This is a genomic window from Nonomuraea sp. NPDC049624, from assembly GCF_040675255.1.
GTDB lineage: Bacteria > Actinomycetota > Actinomycetes > Streptosporangiales > Streptosporangiaceae > Nonomuraea.
Genome location: NZ_JBFAOR010000001.1, coordinates 378790 through 394921, shown reverse-complemented (window position 1 = coordinate 394921; position 16132 = coordinate 378790). Strand labels below are relative to the sequence as shown.

The window sequence follows — 16132 nt, the reverse complement described above, 5'->3', positions numbered from 1 at the left end:
CCTCGGTCCCGGCCGTCCCCGAGGCGCCCGTCGCCCGGCACGGCATGTTCGGCGCGCACGACTCCGGCGACACCTCCGGCTACGGCGGTCTCGTCGTCCGCCGGGCGCCGCAGATCTCCACGCCCCGCCCGTACGGCGGCTACTTCGACGAGCTGGTCGACGCCCTCGCCCTCGACGACGCCATCGAGCGCGTCGTGGTCGACCGCGGCGAGCTGACCCTGCACGTCCGCCGCGAGCGCCTGGTGGAGGTCTGCCAGAAGCTGCGCGACGACCCGGCCCTGCGTTTCGAGCTGTCGCTCGGCGTCTCCGGGGTGCACTACCCGCACCTGAAGGGCGAGGAGCTGCACGCCGTCTACCACCTGTGCTCGATCACCCACAACAGGCGCGTGCGCCTGGAGGTCAGCGCACCGGACGCCGACCCGCACATTCCATCCACCGTGGGCGTTTACCCTGGTCATGACTGGCATGAGCGGGAGACGTACGACTTCTTCGGAATCGTCTTCGACGGCCATCCGTCACTCACCCGGATCATGATGCCGGATGACTGGGACGGTCACCCGCAGCGCAAGGACTACCCGCTCGGCGGCATCCCGGTCGAGTACCGGGGCGCCACCATCCCCTCGCCGGACCAGAGGAGGTCTTACTCATGAGCACCGCTTATGACGAGGCGACAGAGGGCAAGGTCTACTCGGTCACCGGCGGAGACTGGGACGAGGTCGTCGGCGGCGCGCGCGACACCGAGGAAGAGCGCCTGGTCGTCAACATGGGCCCGCAGCACCCGTCCACGCACGGCGTGCTCCGCCTGGTCCTGACGCTCGACGGTGAGACGGTCACCGAGGCGCGCAGCGTCATCGGCTACCTGCACACCGGCATCGAGAAGAACATGGAGTACCGGACGTGGACCCAGGGGACCACGTTCGTGACCCGCATGGACTACCTCTCGCCGATCTTCAACGAGACCGCGTACTGCCTGGGCGTGGAGAAGCTGCTCGGCATCACCGACCGCGTGCCCGAGCGGGCGCAGGCCATCCGCGTGATGATGATGGAGCTCAACCGCATCGCCTCGCACCTGGTCGCGATGGGCACGTTCGGCATGGAGCTGGGCGCGACCACGCCGTTCCTGTTCGGCTACCGCGACCGCGAAATGATCATGGACCTGTTCGAGTACATCACGGGTCTGCGCATGAACCACGCCTACGTCAGGCCGGGCGGCGTCAGCGTCGACCTGCCCGCGGGCGCGGTCGACAAGGTGGGCGAGTTCCTCAAGGAGATGCCCAAGCGGATCAAGGACATCCGCAAGCTCCTCGACGAGAACCCCGTCTACGTGCGCCGCACCAAGGACGTGGGCTACCTCGACCTGACCGGCTGCATGGCGCTCGGCATCACCGGCCCGATCCTGCGCGCCGCCGGGCTGCCCTGGGACCTGCGCAAGTCGCAGCCCTACTCCGGCTACGAGACGTACGAGTTCGAGGTCGCCACCGAGCGCGGCTGCGACGTGTACTCGCGCTACCTCGTGCGCATGCGGGAGATGGAGGAGTCGCTCAAGATCATTGAGCAGGCTCTCGACCGCATCGCCGGCCCGCTCAAGGGCGACCCGGTGATGATCGAGGACAAGAAGATCGGCTGGCCCGCGCAGCTCGCGCTCGGCCCCGACGGCTTCGGCAACTCGCCCGACCACATCGCGCACATCATGGGCAGCTCGATGGAGGCCCTGATCCACCACTTCAAGCTGGTGACCGAGGGCTTCCGGGTCCCGGCCGGCCAGGCGTACGCGAGCATCGAGTCGCCCAAGGGCGAGCTCGGGGCGCACGTCGTCAGCGACGGCGGCACCCGCCCGTACCGCGTGCACTTCCGCGAGCCTTCCTTCTGCAACCTGCAGGGCTTCCCCGCCATGGCGGAGGGCGGCCAGGTCGCCGACGTGATCGCCGCGGTGGCTTCTATCGACCCCGTCATGGGAGGTGTGGACCGGTGACTTATTCACCGGAAGTCCGCGAGCGTCTCGAACAGGACGCCAAGGAGATCATCGGCCGCTACCCCAAGACGCGGTCCGCCCTGCTGCCGCTGCTCCACCTCGTGCAGTCGGCCGACGGCTACGTCTCCGACGACGGCAAGGAGTTCTGCGCCGAGATGCTGGGCCTGAGCAAGGCCGAGGTCACCGGCGTGGCCACCTTCTACACGATGTACAAGCGCAAGCCGGCCGGCGACTACCACGTCGGCGTCTGCATCAACGCGCTGTGCGCCGTCATGGGCGGCGACCAGATCTGGGACGAGCTGTCCGAGCACGTCGGCGTCGGCCACGAGGAGACCACCGGCGACGGCAAGATCTCGCTGGAGCGCCTGGAGTGCAACGCGGCCTGCGACTTCGCCCCGGTCATGATGGTCAACTGGGAGTTCTTCGACAACCAGACCCCCGCCTCGGCCAAGCAGCTCGTCGACGACCTGCGTGACGGCAAGGACGTGCGGCCGACCCGCGGACCGAAGAAGCTCTGCACCTTCAAGGAGGCCTCGCGCGTGCTCGCGGGCCTGCCCGACGACCTGGCGGGCGACGGCCCGTCGGCCGCCGGCCCCTCGCTGGAGGGCCTGAAGGTGGCCAAGGCCAACGGATGGAAGGCCCCCGAGGCATGAGCACCACACTGACCCCGGTCCTGACCGCCAACTGGGACCAGGCCGACTCCTTCACCCTCGACGGCTACGGCGGTGACTACAAGGCGGCCAAGAAGGCGCTGGGCATGGACCCCGACGCCGTCATCCAGGCGGTCAAGGACTCCGGCCTGCGCGGCCGCGGCGGCGCGGGCTTCCCCACCGGCATGAAGTGGGGATTCATCCCGCAGGGCGACGGCAAGCCCCACTACCTCGTCGTCAATGCCGACGAGTCGGAGCCGGGCACCTGCAAGGACATCCCGCTGATGATGGCCAACCCGCACTCGCTGGTCGAGGGCGTCATCATCACCGCGTTCGCGATCAGGGCCAACTACGCCTTCATCTACGTGCGCGGCGAGGTGCTGCACGTCATCCGCCGGCTGCACGCGGCCGTGCGCGAGGCGTACGAGAAGGGCTTCCTGGGCGAGGACATCTTCGGCTCCGGGTACAACCTGGAACTCGTCGTGCACAGCGGCGCCGGCGCGTACATCTGCGGCGAGGAGACGGCGCTGCTCGACTCGCTGGAGGGCTTCAGAGGTCAACCGCGACTCAAGCCCCCGTTCCCGGCCGTGGCGGGCCTGTACGCCTCGCCGACTGTCGTGAACAACGTCGAGTCGATCGCCAGTGTTCCCTCGATCATCAGCAACGGCGCCGACTGGTTCGCCTCGATGGGCACCGAGAAGTCCAAGGGCTTCGGCATCTTCTCCCTCAGCGGCCACGTCACCAGGCCCGGCCAGTACGAGGCCCCGCTCGGCATCACGCTGCGCGAGCTGCTCGACATGGCCGGCGGCATCCGCGAGGGGCACCAGATCAAGTTCTGGACCCCGGGCGGCTCGTCCACGCCGATCTTCACCGACGAGCACCTCGACGTGCCGCTCGACTTCGAGGCCGTCGGCGCCAAGGGCTCGATGCTCGGCACCCGCGCGCTGCAGATCTTCGACGAGACCACCTGCGTGGTCCGCACGGTGCTGCGCTGGACCGAGTTCTACGCCCACGAGTCCTGCGGCAAGTGCACGCCGTGCCGCGAGGGCACGTACTGGCTCAAGCAGGTGCTCAAGCGCCTGGAGAAGGGCCAGGGCACCGAGGAGGACCTGTCCACGATCACCGACATCGCGGACAACATCCTCGGCCGCTCGTTCTGCGCCCTCGGCGACGGCGCGACCAGCCCGATCCACTCCTCGGTGAAGTACTTCCGCGAGGAGTACCTCAAGCACTTCGAGATCGGCGGCTGCCCGTTCGACCCGAAGAAGTCCACTCTCTGGGGTGAGCAGTGACCGTCGTAGAAACAGAAACCACCCTGGTGACCCTCACCATCGACGGGTTCCAGGTCAGTGTCCCCAAGGGCACCCTGATCATCAGGGCCGCCGAGCTGCTGGGCATCCAGATCCCCCGGTTCTGCGACCACCCGCTGCTCGACCCGGCGGCCAACTGCCGCCAGTGTCTCGTCGACATCCCCGACGCGGGCAACGGCCGCGGCTTCCCCAAGCCGCAGCCGTCCTGCGCGATCGAGGTCGCCGAGGGCATGGTCGTGCAGACCCAGCTCACCTCGCCGGTCGCCGAGAAGGCGCAGCGCGGGGCCATGGAGCTGCTGCTGATGAACCACCCGCTCGACTGCCCGGTCTGCGACAAGGGCGGCGAGTGCCCCCTGCAGAACCAGGCCATGTCGAACGGCCAGGGCGAGTCGCGGTTCCAGGAGCAGAAGCGCACGTTCCCCAAGCCGCTGCCGCTGTCCACGCAGGTGCTGCTCGACCGTGAGCGCTGCGTCCAGTGCGCCCGCTGCATCCGCTTCTCCGACCAGATCGCCGGCGACCCGCTCATCGAGTTCTTCGAGCGCGGCGCCAAGGAGCAGGTCCGGGTCGCCGACGGCAAGCCGTTCAACTCCTACTTCTCCGGCAACACGGTGCAGATCTGCCCGGTCGGCGCGCTCACCGGCGCGGCCTACCGGTTCCGGGCGCGCCCGTTCGACCTGGTCTCCACGCCCAGCGCGTGCGAGCACTGCGCGTCGGGCTGCTCCCTGCGCACCGACCACCGGCGCGGCCGGGTGACCCGCCGCCTGGCGGGCAACGACCCGCAGGTGAACGAGGAGTGGAACTGCGACAAGGGCCGCTGGGCCTTCTCCTACGCCACCCAGCCCGACCGGCTCAAGACGCCTCTGGTGCGCAACGAGGAAGGCGTGCTCGTGCCCGCCTCGTGGCCGGAGGCGCTGGCGGTCGCCGCCGAGGGTCTGGCCGCCGCCCGCGGCCGAGCCGGCGTGCTGGTCGGCGGCCGGGTCACGGTCGAGGACGCCTACGCCTACAGCAAGTTCGCCCGGGTCGCGCTGGGCAGCAACGACATCGACTTCCGCGCCCGCCCGCACTCCGCCGAGGAGGCGCAGTTCCTGGCGCACGCGGTCGCCGGCAAGGGCATCGAGATCAGCTACACCGACCTCGAGAAGGCTCCGGCCGTGCTGCTCGTCGGGTTCGAGCCCGAGGAGGAGTCGCCGATCGTCTTCCTGCGCCTGCGCAAGGCGTGGCAGAAGAAGGGCCTGAAGGTCACCGCGATCGCGCCGTTCGCCTCCGCCGGGCTGGCCAAGATGGGCGGCACGCTCATCGCCACCGCCCCGGGCGCCGAGGCCGACGCGATCGGCGACCTGGTCGGCACGCTGGCCGAGGGCACGATCGTGCTGGCCGGCGAGCGGCTGGCCACCGTGCCGGGCGCGCTGTCGGCCCTGGTCCGTCTCGGCGCCGGCTCCGGCGTCCGGCTGGGCTGGGTGCCGCGCAGGGCCGGTGAGCGCGGTGCGCTCGAAGCCGGCGCGCTGCCCAACCTGCTGCCGATCGGCCGTCCCGTGGCCGACGAGGCCGCCAGGGCCGAGGTCGCCAGGGTCTGGAACGTGGGCTCGCTGCCCGCCGTGCCCGGCCGCGACACCGACGGCATCCTCGCCGCCGCCCGCGCCGGCGAGATCGACGCGCTGGTCGTGGCCGGCGTCGACCCGCACGACCTGGCCGACCCCGCCGCCGCGCTGGAGGCGCTGGAGAACACGCCGTTCATCGTCAGCCTGGAGATCCGCGCCAGCGCCGTCACCGACCGCGCCGACGTGGTGCTGCCGGTCGCGGCGGTGCAGGAGAAGAGCGGCACGTTCGTCAACTGGGAGGGCAGGGGCCGCTCGTTCGAGGCGCCGCTGCGCGTGCCCGGCATCCAGAGCGACCTGGCCGTCATCGGCAACCTCGCCGACCGCATGGACGTGCACCTCGGCCTGCCGGACGCCAAGGCCGTCCGGCGTGAGCTGGCCAGCCTCGGCGCCTGGCGCGGGGTCCGCGTCGCCGCGCCGAGCACCGCCACCCGCGCCCAGGCCGCCCCGGCGGCCGGCGAGGCGCTGCTGGCGACCTGGCACCTGCTGCTCGACGAGGGCAGGCTCCAGGACGGCGAGCCGTACCTGGCCGGCACCGCCCGTGCCACCGAGGCGCTGGTGTCGGCGGCCACGGCGGCCGAGATCGGCGTCATCGACGGCGACAAGCTCGTCGTCGGCGGCCCCGGCCCCAACGCGGTCACGCTGCCGGTCCGCGTCGCCGACCTGCCCGACCGGGTGGTCTGGGTGCCGGCGAACTCCGGCGGCTGCTCGGTCACGCGCGACCTGCGCGCGCTGGCCGGCGACATCGTCACGATCGGGAGCGCATCATGACCCACGTTCTCGCGGCCGATCCCACCCTTGCCGACTTCGGCAAGGACCCGCTGTGGATCACCATCATCAAGGCCGTGATGCTGTTCGCCTTCCTGATGCTGGGCATCCTGTTCGGCGTCTGGTACGAGCGCAAGCTGATCTCGCGGATGCAGCACCGCTACGGCCCCAACCGGGCCGGCAAGTTCGGTCTGCTGCAGTCGGTGGCCGACGGCATCAAGATGGGTCTGAAGGAGGACATCTTCCCGCGGACCGTGGACAAGGTGCTCTACCTGCTGGCCCCCGTGATCATGGTCGTGCCGGCGTTCCTGGCCTTCTCGATCGTGCCGTTCGCGCCGATGGTCAACCTGTTCGGCGTCCAGACGCCGCTGCAGCTCGTCGACCTGCCGGTGGCGGTGCTGTTCATGCTGGCCATGGGCGCCATCTCGGTCTACGGCGTGGTGCTGGCCGGCTGGTCGTCGCGCTCGCCGTACGCGCTGCTGGGCGGTCTGCGGTCGGCGGCGCAGGTGGTCTCGTACGAGATCGCGATGGGCCTGTCGTTCGTGGCGATCTTCCTGTTCGCCGGGACGCTGTCCACCTCCGAGATCGTCAAGGCGCAGGGCGAGCAGGGCTGGTTCGTCTTCCTGCTGATCCCGTCGTTCGTGATCTACGTGATCTGCATGTTCGGCGAGGCCGCCCGAATCCCGTTCGACCTCCCCGAGGGCGAGGGTGAGCTGGTCGGCGGCTTCCAGACCGAGTACTCCTCGTCCCTGAAGTTCGCCCTCATCATGATGGGCGAGTACCTGCACACCTTCACCGCCTCGGGCATCGCGGTCACCCTGTTCCTGGGCGGCTGGCGGGCCCCGTGGCCGATCTCCCTGTGGGACGGCGCCAACACGGGCTGGTGGCCGGTGTTGTGGTTCTTCATCAAGTTCGTGCTGACCTTCAGCTTCATCGTGTGGGTGCGTGCCTCGCTGCCGCGCGTGCGCTACGACCAGCTCATGTCCCTGGGCTGGAAGGTGCTGATCCCGGTGAACCTGGCCTGGATCCTGCTCGTCGCCGCGGCTCGCAACGTGGTCGTCAACGAGGGCAACAAGACGGTCGGCATCGTGATCGGCGCGGTCATCGTGGTCGGCGCGCTGGCCATCTGGATGCGGTTCGACACCGTCAACCAGCGGCGCAAGGAGGCGCGCAAGGCCGAGGTGGAGGCCGAGTTCGAGCAACTGTCCGACGAGCCGACGGCCGGCGGCTTCCCTGTGCCGCCGCTCGATCTGCCGCACTACCACGGGGTGCAGCACAAGGAGATTCCCAGTGGGACTAACTGATTGGCTGAACCCCGTCAAGGGCTTCGGGGTCACCTTCCACACGATGTTCAAGAAGCCCGTCACGACCAACTACCCGGAGGTCAAGAAGCCGACGGCTCCTCGCTTCCACGGTCGTCACCAGCTCAACCGCTGGCCGGACGGGCTGGAGAAGTGCGTCGGTTGTGAGCTGTGCGCGTGGGCGTGTCCGGCGGACGCGATCTACGTCGAGGGCGCGGACAACACCGACGAGGAGCGCTACTCGCCGGGTGAGCGTTACGGGCGCACGTACCAGATCAACTATCTGCGGTGCATCCTGTGCGGCCTGTGCATCGAGGCCTGCCCGACCCGCGCGCTCACCATGACCAACGAGTACGAGCTCGCCGACAGCAGCCGCGAGAGCCTCATCTACACCAAGGAGATGCTCCTCGCGGACCTGACGCCGGGCATGGAGCAGCCGCCCCACCCGATGCGGCTCGGCGAGACCGAAGAGGACTACTACCGGCTGGGACGAACCAATGGGTGAGACCATCACATTCTGGGTTCTCGCCGTCGTATCGGTCGGCGCGGCGCTCGGCATGGTCTTCAACAGGAAGGCCGTCTACTCGGCGCTGATGCTCGGCACCGTGATGCTCTGCCTCGCGGTGCTCTACGCCGTCCAGGACGCGCCCTTCCTCGCCGCGGTGCAGATCATCGTCTACACCGGCGCCATCATGATGCTGTTCCTGTTCGTGCTCATGCTGGTGGGCGTGGACTCCTCCGACTCCTTCGTGGAGACGCTGCGGGGTCAGCGCTTCTGGGGCGCCCTCGCGGCCCTCGGCTTCGCCGTCCTGATCATCCTGGCGGTGGGGAACGCGATCTTCTCCGGTGAGGCGGGCCTGGCGCAGGCCACGGCGCAGGGCGGCTACGTCCGCTCGATCGCGCTGCTGCTGTTCACCAAGTACGTCTTCGCGTTCGAGGTCACCTCGGCCCTGCTGATCACCGCCGCCCTGGGCGCGATGGTCCTGGCGCACCGGGAGAAGTTCACCGAGAAGGCCACGCAGAAGGACCTCTCGCGCGCCCGGTTCCTCGGCGAGCGTCCCTCGCCGCTGCCCGGCCCCGGCACCTACGCCAGGAACAACGCCATCGACATGCCGGCGCTGCTGCCCGACGGCTCGGTCGCGGAGTCGTCGGTCAACCGCTACATCGCCCGCTACGACGTCGAGCACGGCCACCTCCCCGAGGACCCGAAGCTCGCCGAGGCCATCAGGCACACGGCCGAGGATGACGCCGAGGAGACGACCAACGAGGTGACCAAGTGACGACCCACTACCTGATCCTGTCGGGTGTGCTGTTCGCGATCGGCGCGCTCGGCGTGCTGATCAGGCGCAACGCGATCGTGGTGTTCATGTGCGTCGAGCTCATGCTCAACGCCTGCAACCTCGCGTTCGTCACCTTCGCCAGGCAGAACGGCAACCTGGAGGGCCAGATCATCGCGTTCTTCGTGATGGTGGTGGCCGCGGCCGAGGTCGTCGTCGGCCTGGCCATCATCGTGACGATCTTCCGAACCCGCAGGTCCGCGTCCGTCGACGACGCCAACCTGCTGAAGTACTAAGAGAGGTGACTGATGCAATCTGAAATCGCTCAGATCACCCCTCACGTCGGCGGTGTGATCGGGAACGCCTGGCTGATGATCGCCCTTCCGCTCGTGGGGGCGTTCATCCTGCTGGTGTTCAACAAGTTCACCAATCGCTGGGGCCATCTGCTGGGCGTGGTCATGTCGCTCGCCTCGTTCGTGGTGGCGGTGCTGGCCTTCTTCGAACTGATCGGCCTCGGGCCCGAGGAGCGCCGCCGCGCGGTGCACCTGTACGAGTTCATCCCCGGCATGGTCGACATGGGCCTGCTGATCGACCCGCTGTCGATCAGCTTCGCCCTGCTCATCACGGGTGTCGGATCGCTGATCCACATCTACTCCATCGGCTATATGTCGCACGACGAGCACCGGCGCAGGTTCTTCGCGTACCTGAACCTGTTCGTCGCCGCGATGCTCCTGCTGGTGCTGGCCGACAACTACGTGGGCCTGTTCATCGGCTGGGAGGGCGTGGGTCTCGCGTCCTACCTGCTGATCGGGTTCTGGCAGTTCAAGCCCTCGGCGGCGGTCGCGGCGAAGAAGGCGTTCGTCGTCAACCGCGTCGGTGACTTCGGCCTGCTGGTCGGCATGTTCATCATCTGGACGTCGTTCGGCACCCTGGCCTTCAAGGACCTCGGCGCGAAGATCGGCTCCGGCGCCGCCTCCGACGGCACCATGCTCGCCATCGGCCTGCTGCTGCTCCTCGGCGCGTGCGGCAAGTCGGCGCAGCTCCCGCTGCAGTCCTGGCTCCTCGACGCCATGGAGGGCCCGACCCCGGTCTCGGCCCTGATCCACGCGGCGACCATGGTCACCGCCGGCGTCTACCTGGTCGTCCGCTCGGGCGCGTTCTTCTTCCCCGAGGGCTCCGGCGCGGCGCTGGCCGTCTCCATCGTCGGCGCGGCCACGCTGCTCGCCGGTGCGATCATCGGTTGTGCGAAGGACGACATCAAGAAGGGCCTGGCCGGCTCGACGATGTCGCAGATCGGCTACATGATGCTCGGCGCGGGCCTCGGCCCCGCGGGCTACGCCTTCGCGATCGGCCACCTGATCACCCACGGCTTCTTCAAGGCCGACATGTTCCTCGGCGCCGGATCGGTCATGCACGGCATGAACGACGAGGTGAACATGAGGAAGTACGGCGGCCTGCGCAAGTTCATGCCGATCACGTTCGTCACGTTCTTCATCGGCTACCTGGCGATCATCGGGTTCCCGCTGCTGTCCGGCTACTTCACCAAGGACGGCATCATCGAGACCGCGGTCCACCACCAGCCGATCCTGGGCTGGCTGGCCGTGCTCGGCGCGGGCATCACCGGCTTCTACATGTCGCGGATGGTCTTCATGACCTTCTTCGGCCAGAAGCGCTGGGCCGACGACGCCCACCCGCACGAGTCGCCGCTCGTCATGACGGTGCCGCTGATGATCCTTTCGCTGGGCGCGCTCGGTCTGGGTGCGTACCTGGTGCTGGGCGGCAGGCTGTACGACTTCCTGCGGCCCGCCGTGGGCGGCGAGGCGGAGGCCCCGAGCTTCCAGTTCGCCAGCACGCCCGGTCTGGCCACCCTCGCGCTCGTCGCCGTCGGCGTGGTCTTCGCCTGGATGAGGTACGGCCGGGCAGAGGTGCCCTCGGTGCAGCCGCGCGGCTCCTTCCTCACCACGTTCGCCCGCCGTGACCTGTACGGCGACGCCCTCAACGAGTCCCTGTTCATGCGTCCCGGCCAGTGGCTGACCCGCATCGCGGTGTTCTTCGACAACCGCGGCGTCGACGGGCTGGTCAACGGTCTGGCGGCAGGCATCGGCGGGAGCTCGGGTCGCCTGCGCAGGCTCCAGACGGGCTTCGCGCGAACGTACGCGCTGTCCATCCTGATCGGTGCCGCCCTGCTGACCGGCGCCCTGCTCCTCGTTGGGAACATCTGATGTCACCCTGGCTCCCGATACTCATGGCGGTGCCCGTTGTGGGCGCCATCGTGGTGGCCCTGCTTCCCAAGGGCGGCGACAAGCTGGCCAAGCAGGTCACGCTGGCGGTCTCGCTGCTGACGATGGTGCTGACGGGCGTCATGGCCGCCGGGTTCAAGCCCGGTGGCGAGCGCTTCCAGTTCAAGGCGGAGTACGACTGGATCCCGAGCTTCGGCGTGAAGTTCGGGGTCGGCGTCGACGGCGTCGCCCTGGTGCTGATCGCCCTGTCGGTCGTGCTGGTGCCGATCGTCGTCCTGGCCTCCTGGCACGACGCCGACGGCGTCCGGACCGCGGACGGCACGCTGATCACGCCCAAGCGGTCGGTCAAGACGTACTTCTCGCTGCTGCTCGTCCTTGAGACGATGATGATCGGCGTCTTCGCGGCGACCGACGTCTTCCTCTTCTACGTGTTCTTCGAAGCCATGCTGATCCCGATGTACTTCATGATCGGGTCGTACGGCGGCGCCCAGCGGTCGTACGCGGCCGTCAAGTTCCTGCTGTACTCGCTCTTCGGCGGCCTGCTCATGCTGGTCGCGGTCATCGGCCTGTACGTGCTGGCGAACAAGGGCACGTTCATGTTCGAGCCGCTCGTCGGGGCCATCAAGGACCCGACGACGCAGAAGTGGCTGTTCGGCGGCTTCTTCATCGCCTTCGCCATCAAGGCGCCGCTCTGGCCGGTGCACACCTGGCTGCCCGACGCGGCCGCCCAGGCCCCGGCCGGCGCCGCCGTGCTGCTCGTGGGCGTGCTCGACAAGGTCGGCACGTTCGGCATGCTCCGCTTCTGCCTGGAGCTGTTCCCCGACGCGGCCAAGGCGTTCACGATGCCGATCGTCGTCCTGGCGGTCATCAGCATCATCTACGGCGCGATCGTGGCCATCGGCCAGACCGACATGAAGCGGCTCATCGCCTACACGTCGATCTCGCACTTCGGCTTCATCGTGCTCGGCGTCTTCGCCATGTCGTCGGTCGCCCAGTCCGGCGCGGCCCTCTACATGGTCAACCACGGCTTCGCCACGGGCGCGCTGTTCCTCGCCGCCGGGTTCCTCATCGCGCGGCGCGGCTCGCCGTTCATCGCCGACTACGGCGGCGTCCAGAAGGTCGCCCCGGTGCTCGCCGGCTTCTTCCTGGTCGCCGGTCTGGCCGGTCTCTCGCTGCCCGGACTGTCGTCCTTCGTCAGCGAGTTCATGGTGATGATCGGCACGTACTCCAGCGAGGCGCACGGCTCCGGCGCGCTGACGGTGGCCGCGATCATCTCCGCGGTGGCCGTCATCCTGGCCGCCGTCTACATCCTGTGGATGGTCCAGCGCACGCTGAACGGCCCGACCGCCGAGCCGGTCAAGGCGTTCAAGGACCTCAACGCCCGGGAGATCTGGGTGCTGGCGCCGCTGGTCGCGCTGATCATCGGGTTCGGCTTCTTCCCCAAGCCGCTGCTCGACGTGATCAACCCGTCCGTGCAGCAGACGCTGACCAACGTGCACGTACCCACTGCCACCATCGCTGAGAAGGGGACAGGTCAGTGAACGACGTCATCCCAGCGCCGACGATCGAGTACGGCACGCTGGCGCCGTTGCTGATCATCTTCGGCGCTGCCTGCATCGGCGTGCTCGTCGAGGCGTTCGCGCCCCGCTACCTGCGCAAGTCCATCCACGTCCCGCTCACGCTGCTCAGCCTGATCGGGGCGTTCGCGCTGGTCATCCTGCAGGTCGTGCGCGGCGTGCCCACCCAGGCCGCCGCCATGGGCGCGGTCGCGGTGGACGGTCCCGCGCTGTTCATCTGGGGCGTGATCATCGTCCTGTCGTTCGTGTCAGTGCTGCTGATCAACGACGAGGGCCACTTCGTGGCCTCGGCGGCGGCCGTGCCGGGCAGCGCGGACGAGGAGGAGGCCGAGGCGGCCGACAACGGCGCCGGGCAGACCGAGGTCTACCCGCTGGTGCTGTTCGCGGTCGGCGGCATGCTGCTCTTCCCGGCCTCGCACGACCTGCTGACGATGTTCGTGGCCCTTGAGGTCATGTCGCTGCCGCTGTACCTGCTGTGCGGCCTGGCCCGCCGGCGCCGCCTGCTGTCGCAGGAGGCGTCGATGAAGTACTTCCTGCTCGGCGCGTTCTCCTCGGCGTTCTTCCTGTACGGCACCGCCATGATCTACGGCTACGCGGGCACCGTCTCGCTGCCCGGGATCAACGCCGCCCTGGCCAAGGGCGCGCTGCTCGACCCGCTGCTCATGGCCGGGCTCGCGCTGCTCGGCGTCGGCCTGCTGTTCAAGATCGGCGCCGCGCCCTTCCAGGCGTGGAAGCCCGACGTCTACCAGGGCGCCCCGACCCCCATCACCGCGCTCATGGCCTCCGGCACGCTCGTCGCTGCCGTCGGCGCCCTGCTGCGGGTGTTCTGGGTCGGTCTGGGCAACCTGGACTGGAACTGGCGGCCGGTCATCTGGGCCGTCGCGGCCCTGACGATGATCGTCGGCTCGATCCTGGCGATCACGCAGACCGACATCAAGCGCATGCTGGCCTACTCCTCCATCGCGCACGCGGGCTTCCTGCTCGTCGGCGTGATGGCGACGTTCGGCTCGGCCGGGCAGAACGCCCAGTCGCTCAAGTCGATCCTGTTCTACCTGGCGGTCTACGGCATCACCACGGTCGGCGCGTTCGCGGTGGTCACGCTGGTGCGCGACCCGGGCGGCGAGGCGGGACACCTGTCGCGCTGGGCCGGGCTCGGCAAGCGTTCGCCGATGCTCGCCGGGGTGTTCGCCTTCTTCCTGCTCGCCTTCGCCGGAATCCCGCTGACCAGCGGCTTCTTCGGCAAGTACGCCGTGTTCGCGGCCGCGCTGAACAGCGGCACGCAGCCCGGCGACTCGATGGGCGGCTGGATGGCCGGCCTGGTCGTGGTGGGCGTGGTGGCCTCGGCCATCGCCGCGTTCTTCTACGTCCGGGTGATCGTGCTGATGTTCTTCAGCGAGCCCGCGGCCGACGGCCCGGCGATCGCGGTGCCCAGTATGGGGACCGTGGCCGTCATCGCCGTTTCCCTGCTGGTTACCGTAGGAGTGGGCCTCTACCCGGAGACCCTCCTCGGTGTCGCCAACGACGCCGCTTCGGCTCTGTTCATTAGATAAGGGGATCTCGTATGTCTGCGCCGCCCGTGGTTGACCTTCCCATTGAGGACGAACGGTTGGCGCAGGACGTGGCCACCGGATTGGCCGCGGTCGAGAAGCTCCTGCGCTCGTCGGTGGAGAGCGAGGACGCCTTCGTCACGGAGGCGTCCAAGCACCTCATCGAGGCGGGCGGCAAGCGGTTCCGTACGCTGATGGTGCTGCTCGCGGCCCAGTTCGGCGACCCGTCCGCGCCGGGTGTCGTGCCCGGCGCGGTGGTCATCGAACTGACCCACCTGGGCTCGCTCTACCACGACGACGTCATGGACGAGGCCCCGGTGCGCCGGGGTTCGCCCTCGGCCAACGCCCGGTGGGACAACACCGTGGCGATCCTCACCGGCGACTACCTGTTCGCCCAGGCCTCGGACCTCCTGGCCGACCTCGGCCCCGAGCTGATCCGCATCCAGGCCCAGACGTTCTCCCGCCTCGTCCAGGGGCAGATCCGCGAGACGGTCGGCCCGCGCGACGGCGAGGACCCCGTCGGTCACTACCTGAGCGTCCTGGCCGACAAGACGGGCTCCCTCATCGCGGCCTCCGGCCGCTTCGGCGCGCTGCTGTCCGGTGCCCCCGCCGACGTCGAAGAGCGGCTGAGCCGCGCCTGCGAGGCCGTCGGCGTGGCCTGGCAGCTCGGCGACGACCTGCTCGACGTGGCCTCCTCGGGCGCCCAGTCGGGCAAGACCCCCGGCACAGACCTGCGTGAGGGCGTCCGTACCCTGCCGGTCCTCTACGCGCTCACCAGCGGCGAGCAGTCGCGCCTGACCGAGCTGCTGTCCGGCCCGGTGCCGGAGGAGCACGTGGAGGAGGCGCTCACCCTGCTGCGGGCCCACCCGGCCATGGAGCGGGCCCGCGCCGAGCTGACCGCCTGGGTCGACCGGGCCCGCGTCGACCTCTCCGCCCTGCCCGACATCCCGGCCAGGGCGGCCTTCCTAGCTCTCTGCGACTACGTGGTCGAGCGTTCGGGCTGACCGCCTGACCCGGGCGGCCGTCCGTGCCGCCCGGAGGCTGTCGTAGGTGAAGATGGCCAGGGCCAGCCACACGATCGAGAACCCGATCCACCGGCTGGGCGGCATGACCTCGCCGGCGATCGTCACCCCCACCACGAACTGCAGGATCGGCGCGATGTACTGCAGCACCCCGACGGTGCTGAGCGGCACCCGGATCGCCGCGGCGCCGAAGCAGATCAGCGGCACGGCCGTGATGATCCCGGCCCCCACCAGCAGCAGCGCATGCCCGACGCCTTCCTGTCCGAACGTGGCCTGCCCCGCGAACTCCAGATAGATCAGGTATCCGAGCGCCGGCAGCAGCAGCACCAGCGTCTCGACGGCCAGGCTCTCGGTGGCGGCCACGTTCGCCTGCTTCTTGGCCAGCCCGTACACGCCGAAGCTGACGGCGAGCGTGAGCGCGATCCAGGGCAGCCTGCCGTAGTCCAGGGTCAGCACCACCACCGCCAGCGCCGCGAACCCGACCGCCGTCCACTGCAGCGGACGCAGCCGCTCCCGCAGCACCAGCACGCCGAACAGCACGCTGACCAGCGGGTTGATGAAGTACCCGAGGGCGCTCTCGACCACGTGGCCGGTGTTGACCGCGTAGATGTAGGTGCCCCAGTTGACGGTGATGACGAGGGCGGCGATCGTCAGCAGGACGAGCTTGCGTGGCTGCCGGGCCAGCTCCCTGAACCAGCTCCAGTGCCGGCGCACGGCCAGCACGACGGCGACGGCGACCAGGGACCAGACCATCCGATGAGCCAGGATCTCCACGGCTCCGGACGGTTTGAGCAGCGGCCAGTACAGGGGGAACAGCCCCCACATGGTGTAGGCGGCGATCCCGAACAGTACACCGCGCCGAAGGTCAGGCAT

The 16132-nt window shown here is 69.1% G+C and carries 14 protein-coding genes; 13 read left to right on the top strand and 1 reads right to left on the bottom strand.

What is annotated here, in order from left to right; all coding sequences use genetic code 11:
• Nucleotides 1-44 precede the first annotated feature (44 nt).
• From AB0J76_RS02170 to AB0J76_RS02110, 13 genes are read left to right on the top strand one after another with little or no spacing between them, the layout of a single operon-like run.
• Nucleotides 45-650, top strand: coding sequence for an NADH-quinone oxidoreductase subunit C (locus AB0J76_RS02170; protein WP_352322542.1), 606 nt, complete (start codon nucleotides 45-47; stop codon nucleotides 648-650).
• Complete coding sequence (locus tag AB0J76_RS02165; protein WP_352322511.1) at nucleotides 647-1972, top strand: NADH-quinone oxidoreductase subunit D; 1326 nt, start codon at nucleotides 647-649, stop codon at nucleotides 1970-1972. The genes AB0J76_RS02170 and AB0J76_RS02165 overlap by 4 nt, the downstream gene beginning before the upstream one ends.
• Nucleotides 1969-2625 carry an NADH-quinone oxidoreductase subunit NuoE gene (nuoE, locus tag AB0J76_RS02160; protein WP_352322510.1) on the top strand — a complete coding sequence of 219 codons (657 nt, stop codon included), beginning with the start codon at nucleotides 1969-1971 and terminating at the stop codon, nucleotides 2623-2625. Before AB0J76_RS02165 ends, nuoE begins: the two co-directional genes overlap by 4 nt.
• A complete protein-coding gene (gene nuoF / locus AB0J76_RS02155; protein ID WP_352322509.1) occupies nucleotides 2622-3914 on the top strand; it encodes an NADH-quinone oxidoreductase subunit NuoF in 1293 nt (430 codons plus the stop codon). Before nuoE ends, nuoF begins: the two co-directional genes overlap by 4 nt.
• The gene (locus AB0J76_RS02150) at nucleotides 3911-6298 is read left to right on the top strand and encodes an NADH-quinone oxidoreductase subunit G (protein ID WP_352322508.1); all 2388 of its coding nucleotides are present in this window, start codon (nucleotides 3911-3913) and stop codon (nucleotides 6296-6298) included. The genes nuoF and AB0J76_RS02150 overlap by 4 nt, the downstream gene beginning before the upstream one ends.
• On the top strand, nucleotides 6295-7599 hold the full coding sequence (gene nuoH, locus AB0J76_RS02145; protein ID WP_352322507.1) for an NADH-quinone oxidoreductase subunit NuoH: 1305 nt from the start codon (nucleotides 6295-6297) through the stop codon (nucleotides 7597-7599). Before AB0J76_RS02150 ends, nuoH begins: the two co-directional genes overlap by 4 nt.
• Nucleotides 7586-8101 (top strand): NADH-quinone oxidoreductase subunit NuoI, encoded by a 516-nt coding sequence (gene nuoI, locus AB0J76_RS02140; protein WP_352322506.1) that lies wholly within the window; start codon nucleotides 7586-7588, stop codon nucleotides 8099-8101. The genes nuoH and nuoI overlap by 14 nt, the downstream gene beginning before the upstream one ends.
• Nucleotides 8094-8876: an NADH-quinone oxidoreductase subunit J gene (locus AB0J76_RS02135; RefSeq protein WP_352322505.1), complete on the top strand. Its 783-nt coding sequence runs from the start codon at nucleotides 8094-8096 to the stop codon at nucleotides 8874-8876. The genes nuoI and AB0J76_RS02135 overlap by 8 nt, the downstream gene beginning before the upstream one ends.
• Nucleotides 8873-9169: an NADH-quinone oxidoreductase subunit NuoK gene (gene nuoK / locus AB0J76_RS02130; protein WP_352322504.1), complete on the top strand. Its 297-nt coding sequence runs from the start codon at nucleotides 8873-8875 to the stop codon at nucleotides 9167-9169. The genes AB0J76_RS02135 and nuoK overlap by 4 nt, the downstream gene beginning before the upstream one ends.
• Nucleotides 9170-9181: 12 nt before the next feature.
• On the top strand, nucleotides 9182-11095 hold the full coding sequence (gene nuoL / locus AB0J76_RS02125) for an NADH-quinone oxidoreductase subunit L (protein ID WP_352322503.1): 1914 nt from the start codon (nucleotides 9182-9184) through the stop codon (nucleotides 11093-11095).
• Nucleotides 11095-12654 carry an NADH-quinone oxidoreductase subunit M gene (locus AB0J76_RS02120; protein WP_352322502.1) on the top strand — a complete coding sequence of 520 codons (1560 nt, stop codon included), beginning with the start codon at nucleotides 11095-11097 and terminating at the stop codon, nucleotides 12652-12654. Before nuoL ends, AB0J76_RS02120 begins: the two co-directional genes overlap by 1 nt.
• Nucleotides 12651-14240, top strand: coding sequence for an NADH-quinone oxidoreductase subunit NuoN (nuoN, locus tag AB0J76_RS02115; RefSeq protein ID WP_352322501.1), 1590 nt, complete (start codon nucleotides 12651-12653; stop codon nucleotides 14238-14240). The genes AB0J76_RS02120 and nuoN overlap by 4 nt, the downstream gene beginning before the upstream one ends.
• Nucleotides 14241-14251: 11 nt before the next feature.
• Nucleotides 14252-15241: a polyprenyl synthetase family protein gene (locus AB0J76_RS02110; protein WP_352322500.1), complete on the top strand. Its 990-nt coding sequence runs from the start codon at nucleotides 14252-14254 to the stop codon at nucleotides 15239-15241.
• Here the strand turns inward: AB0J76_RS02110 and rarD are convergent.
• Nucleotides 15203-16132 carry an EamA family transporter RarD gene (gene rarD, locus AB0J76_RS02105; protein WP_364388485.1) on the bottom strand — a complete coding sequence of 310 codons (930 nt, stop codon included), beginning with the start codon at nucleotides 16130-16132 and terminating at the stop codon, nucleotides 15203-15205. The two genes, AB0J76_RS02110 and rarD, sit on opposite strands and share 39 nt — an antisense overlap.

Coding starts and splice junctions, on each gene's coding strand:
- AB0J76_RS02170 (WP_352322542.1), top strand. CDS start 45: ATGTTCGGCGCGCACGACTCCGGCGACACCTCCGGCTACGGCGGTCTC.
- AB0J76_RS02165 (WP_352322511.1), top strand. CDS start 647: ATGAGCACCGCTTATGACGAGGCGACAGAGGGCAAGGTCTACTCGGTC.
- nuoF (WP_352322509.1), top strand. CDS start 2,622: ATGAGCACCACACTGACCCCGGTCCTGACCGCCAACTGGGACCAGGCC.
- nuoH (WP_352322507.1), top strand. CDS start 6,295: ATGACCCACGTTCTCGCGGCCGATCCCACCCTTGCCGACTTCGGCAAG.
- AB0J76_RS02135 (WP_352322505.1), top strand. CDS start 8,094: ATGGGTGAGACCATCACATTCTGGGTTCTCGCCGTCGTATCGGTCGGC.
- nuoL (WP_352322503.1), top strand. CDS start 9,182: ATGCAATCTGAAATCGCTCAGATCACCCCTCACGTCGGCGGTGTGATC.
- AB0J76_RS02120 (WP_352322502.1), top strand. CDS start 11,095: ATGTCACCCTGGCTCCCGATACTCATGGCGGTGCCCGTTGTGGGCGCC.
- AB0J76_RS02110 (WP_352322500.1), top strand. CDS start 14,252: ATGTCTGCGCCGCCCGTGGTTGACCTTCCCATTGAGGACGAACGGTTG.
- rarD (WP_364388485.1), bottom strand. CDS start 16,132: ATGCCTGACCTTCGGCGCGGTGTACTGTTCGGGATCGCCGCCTACACC.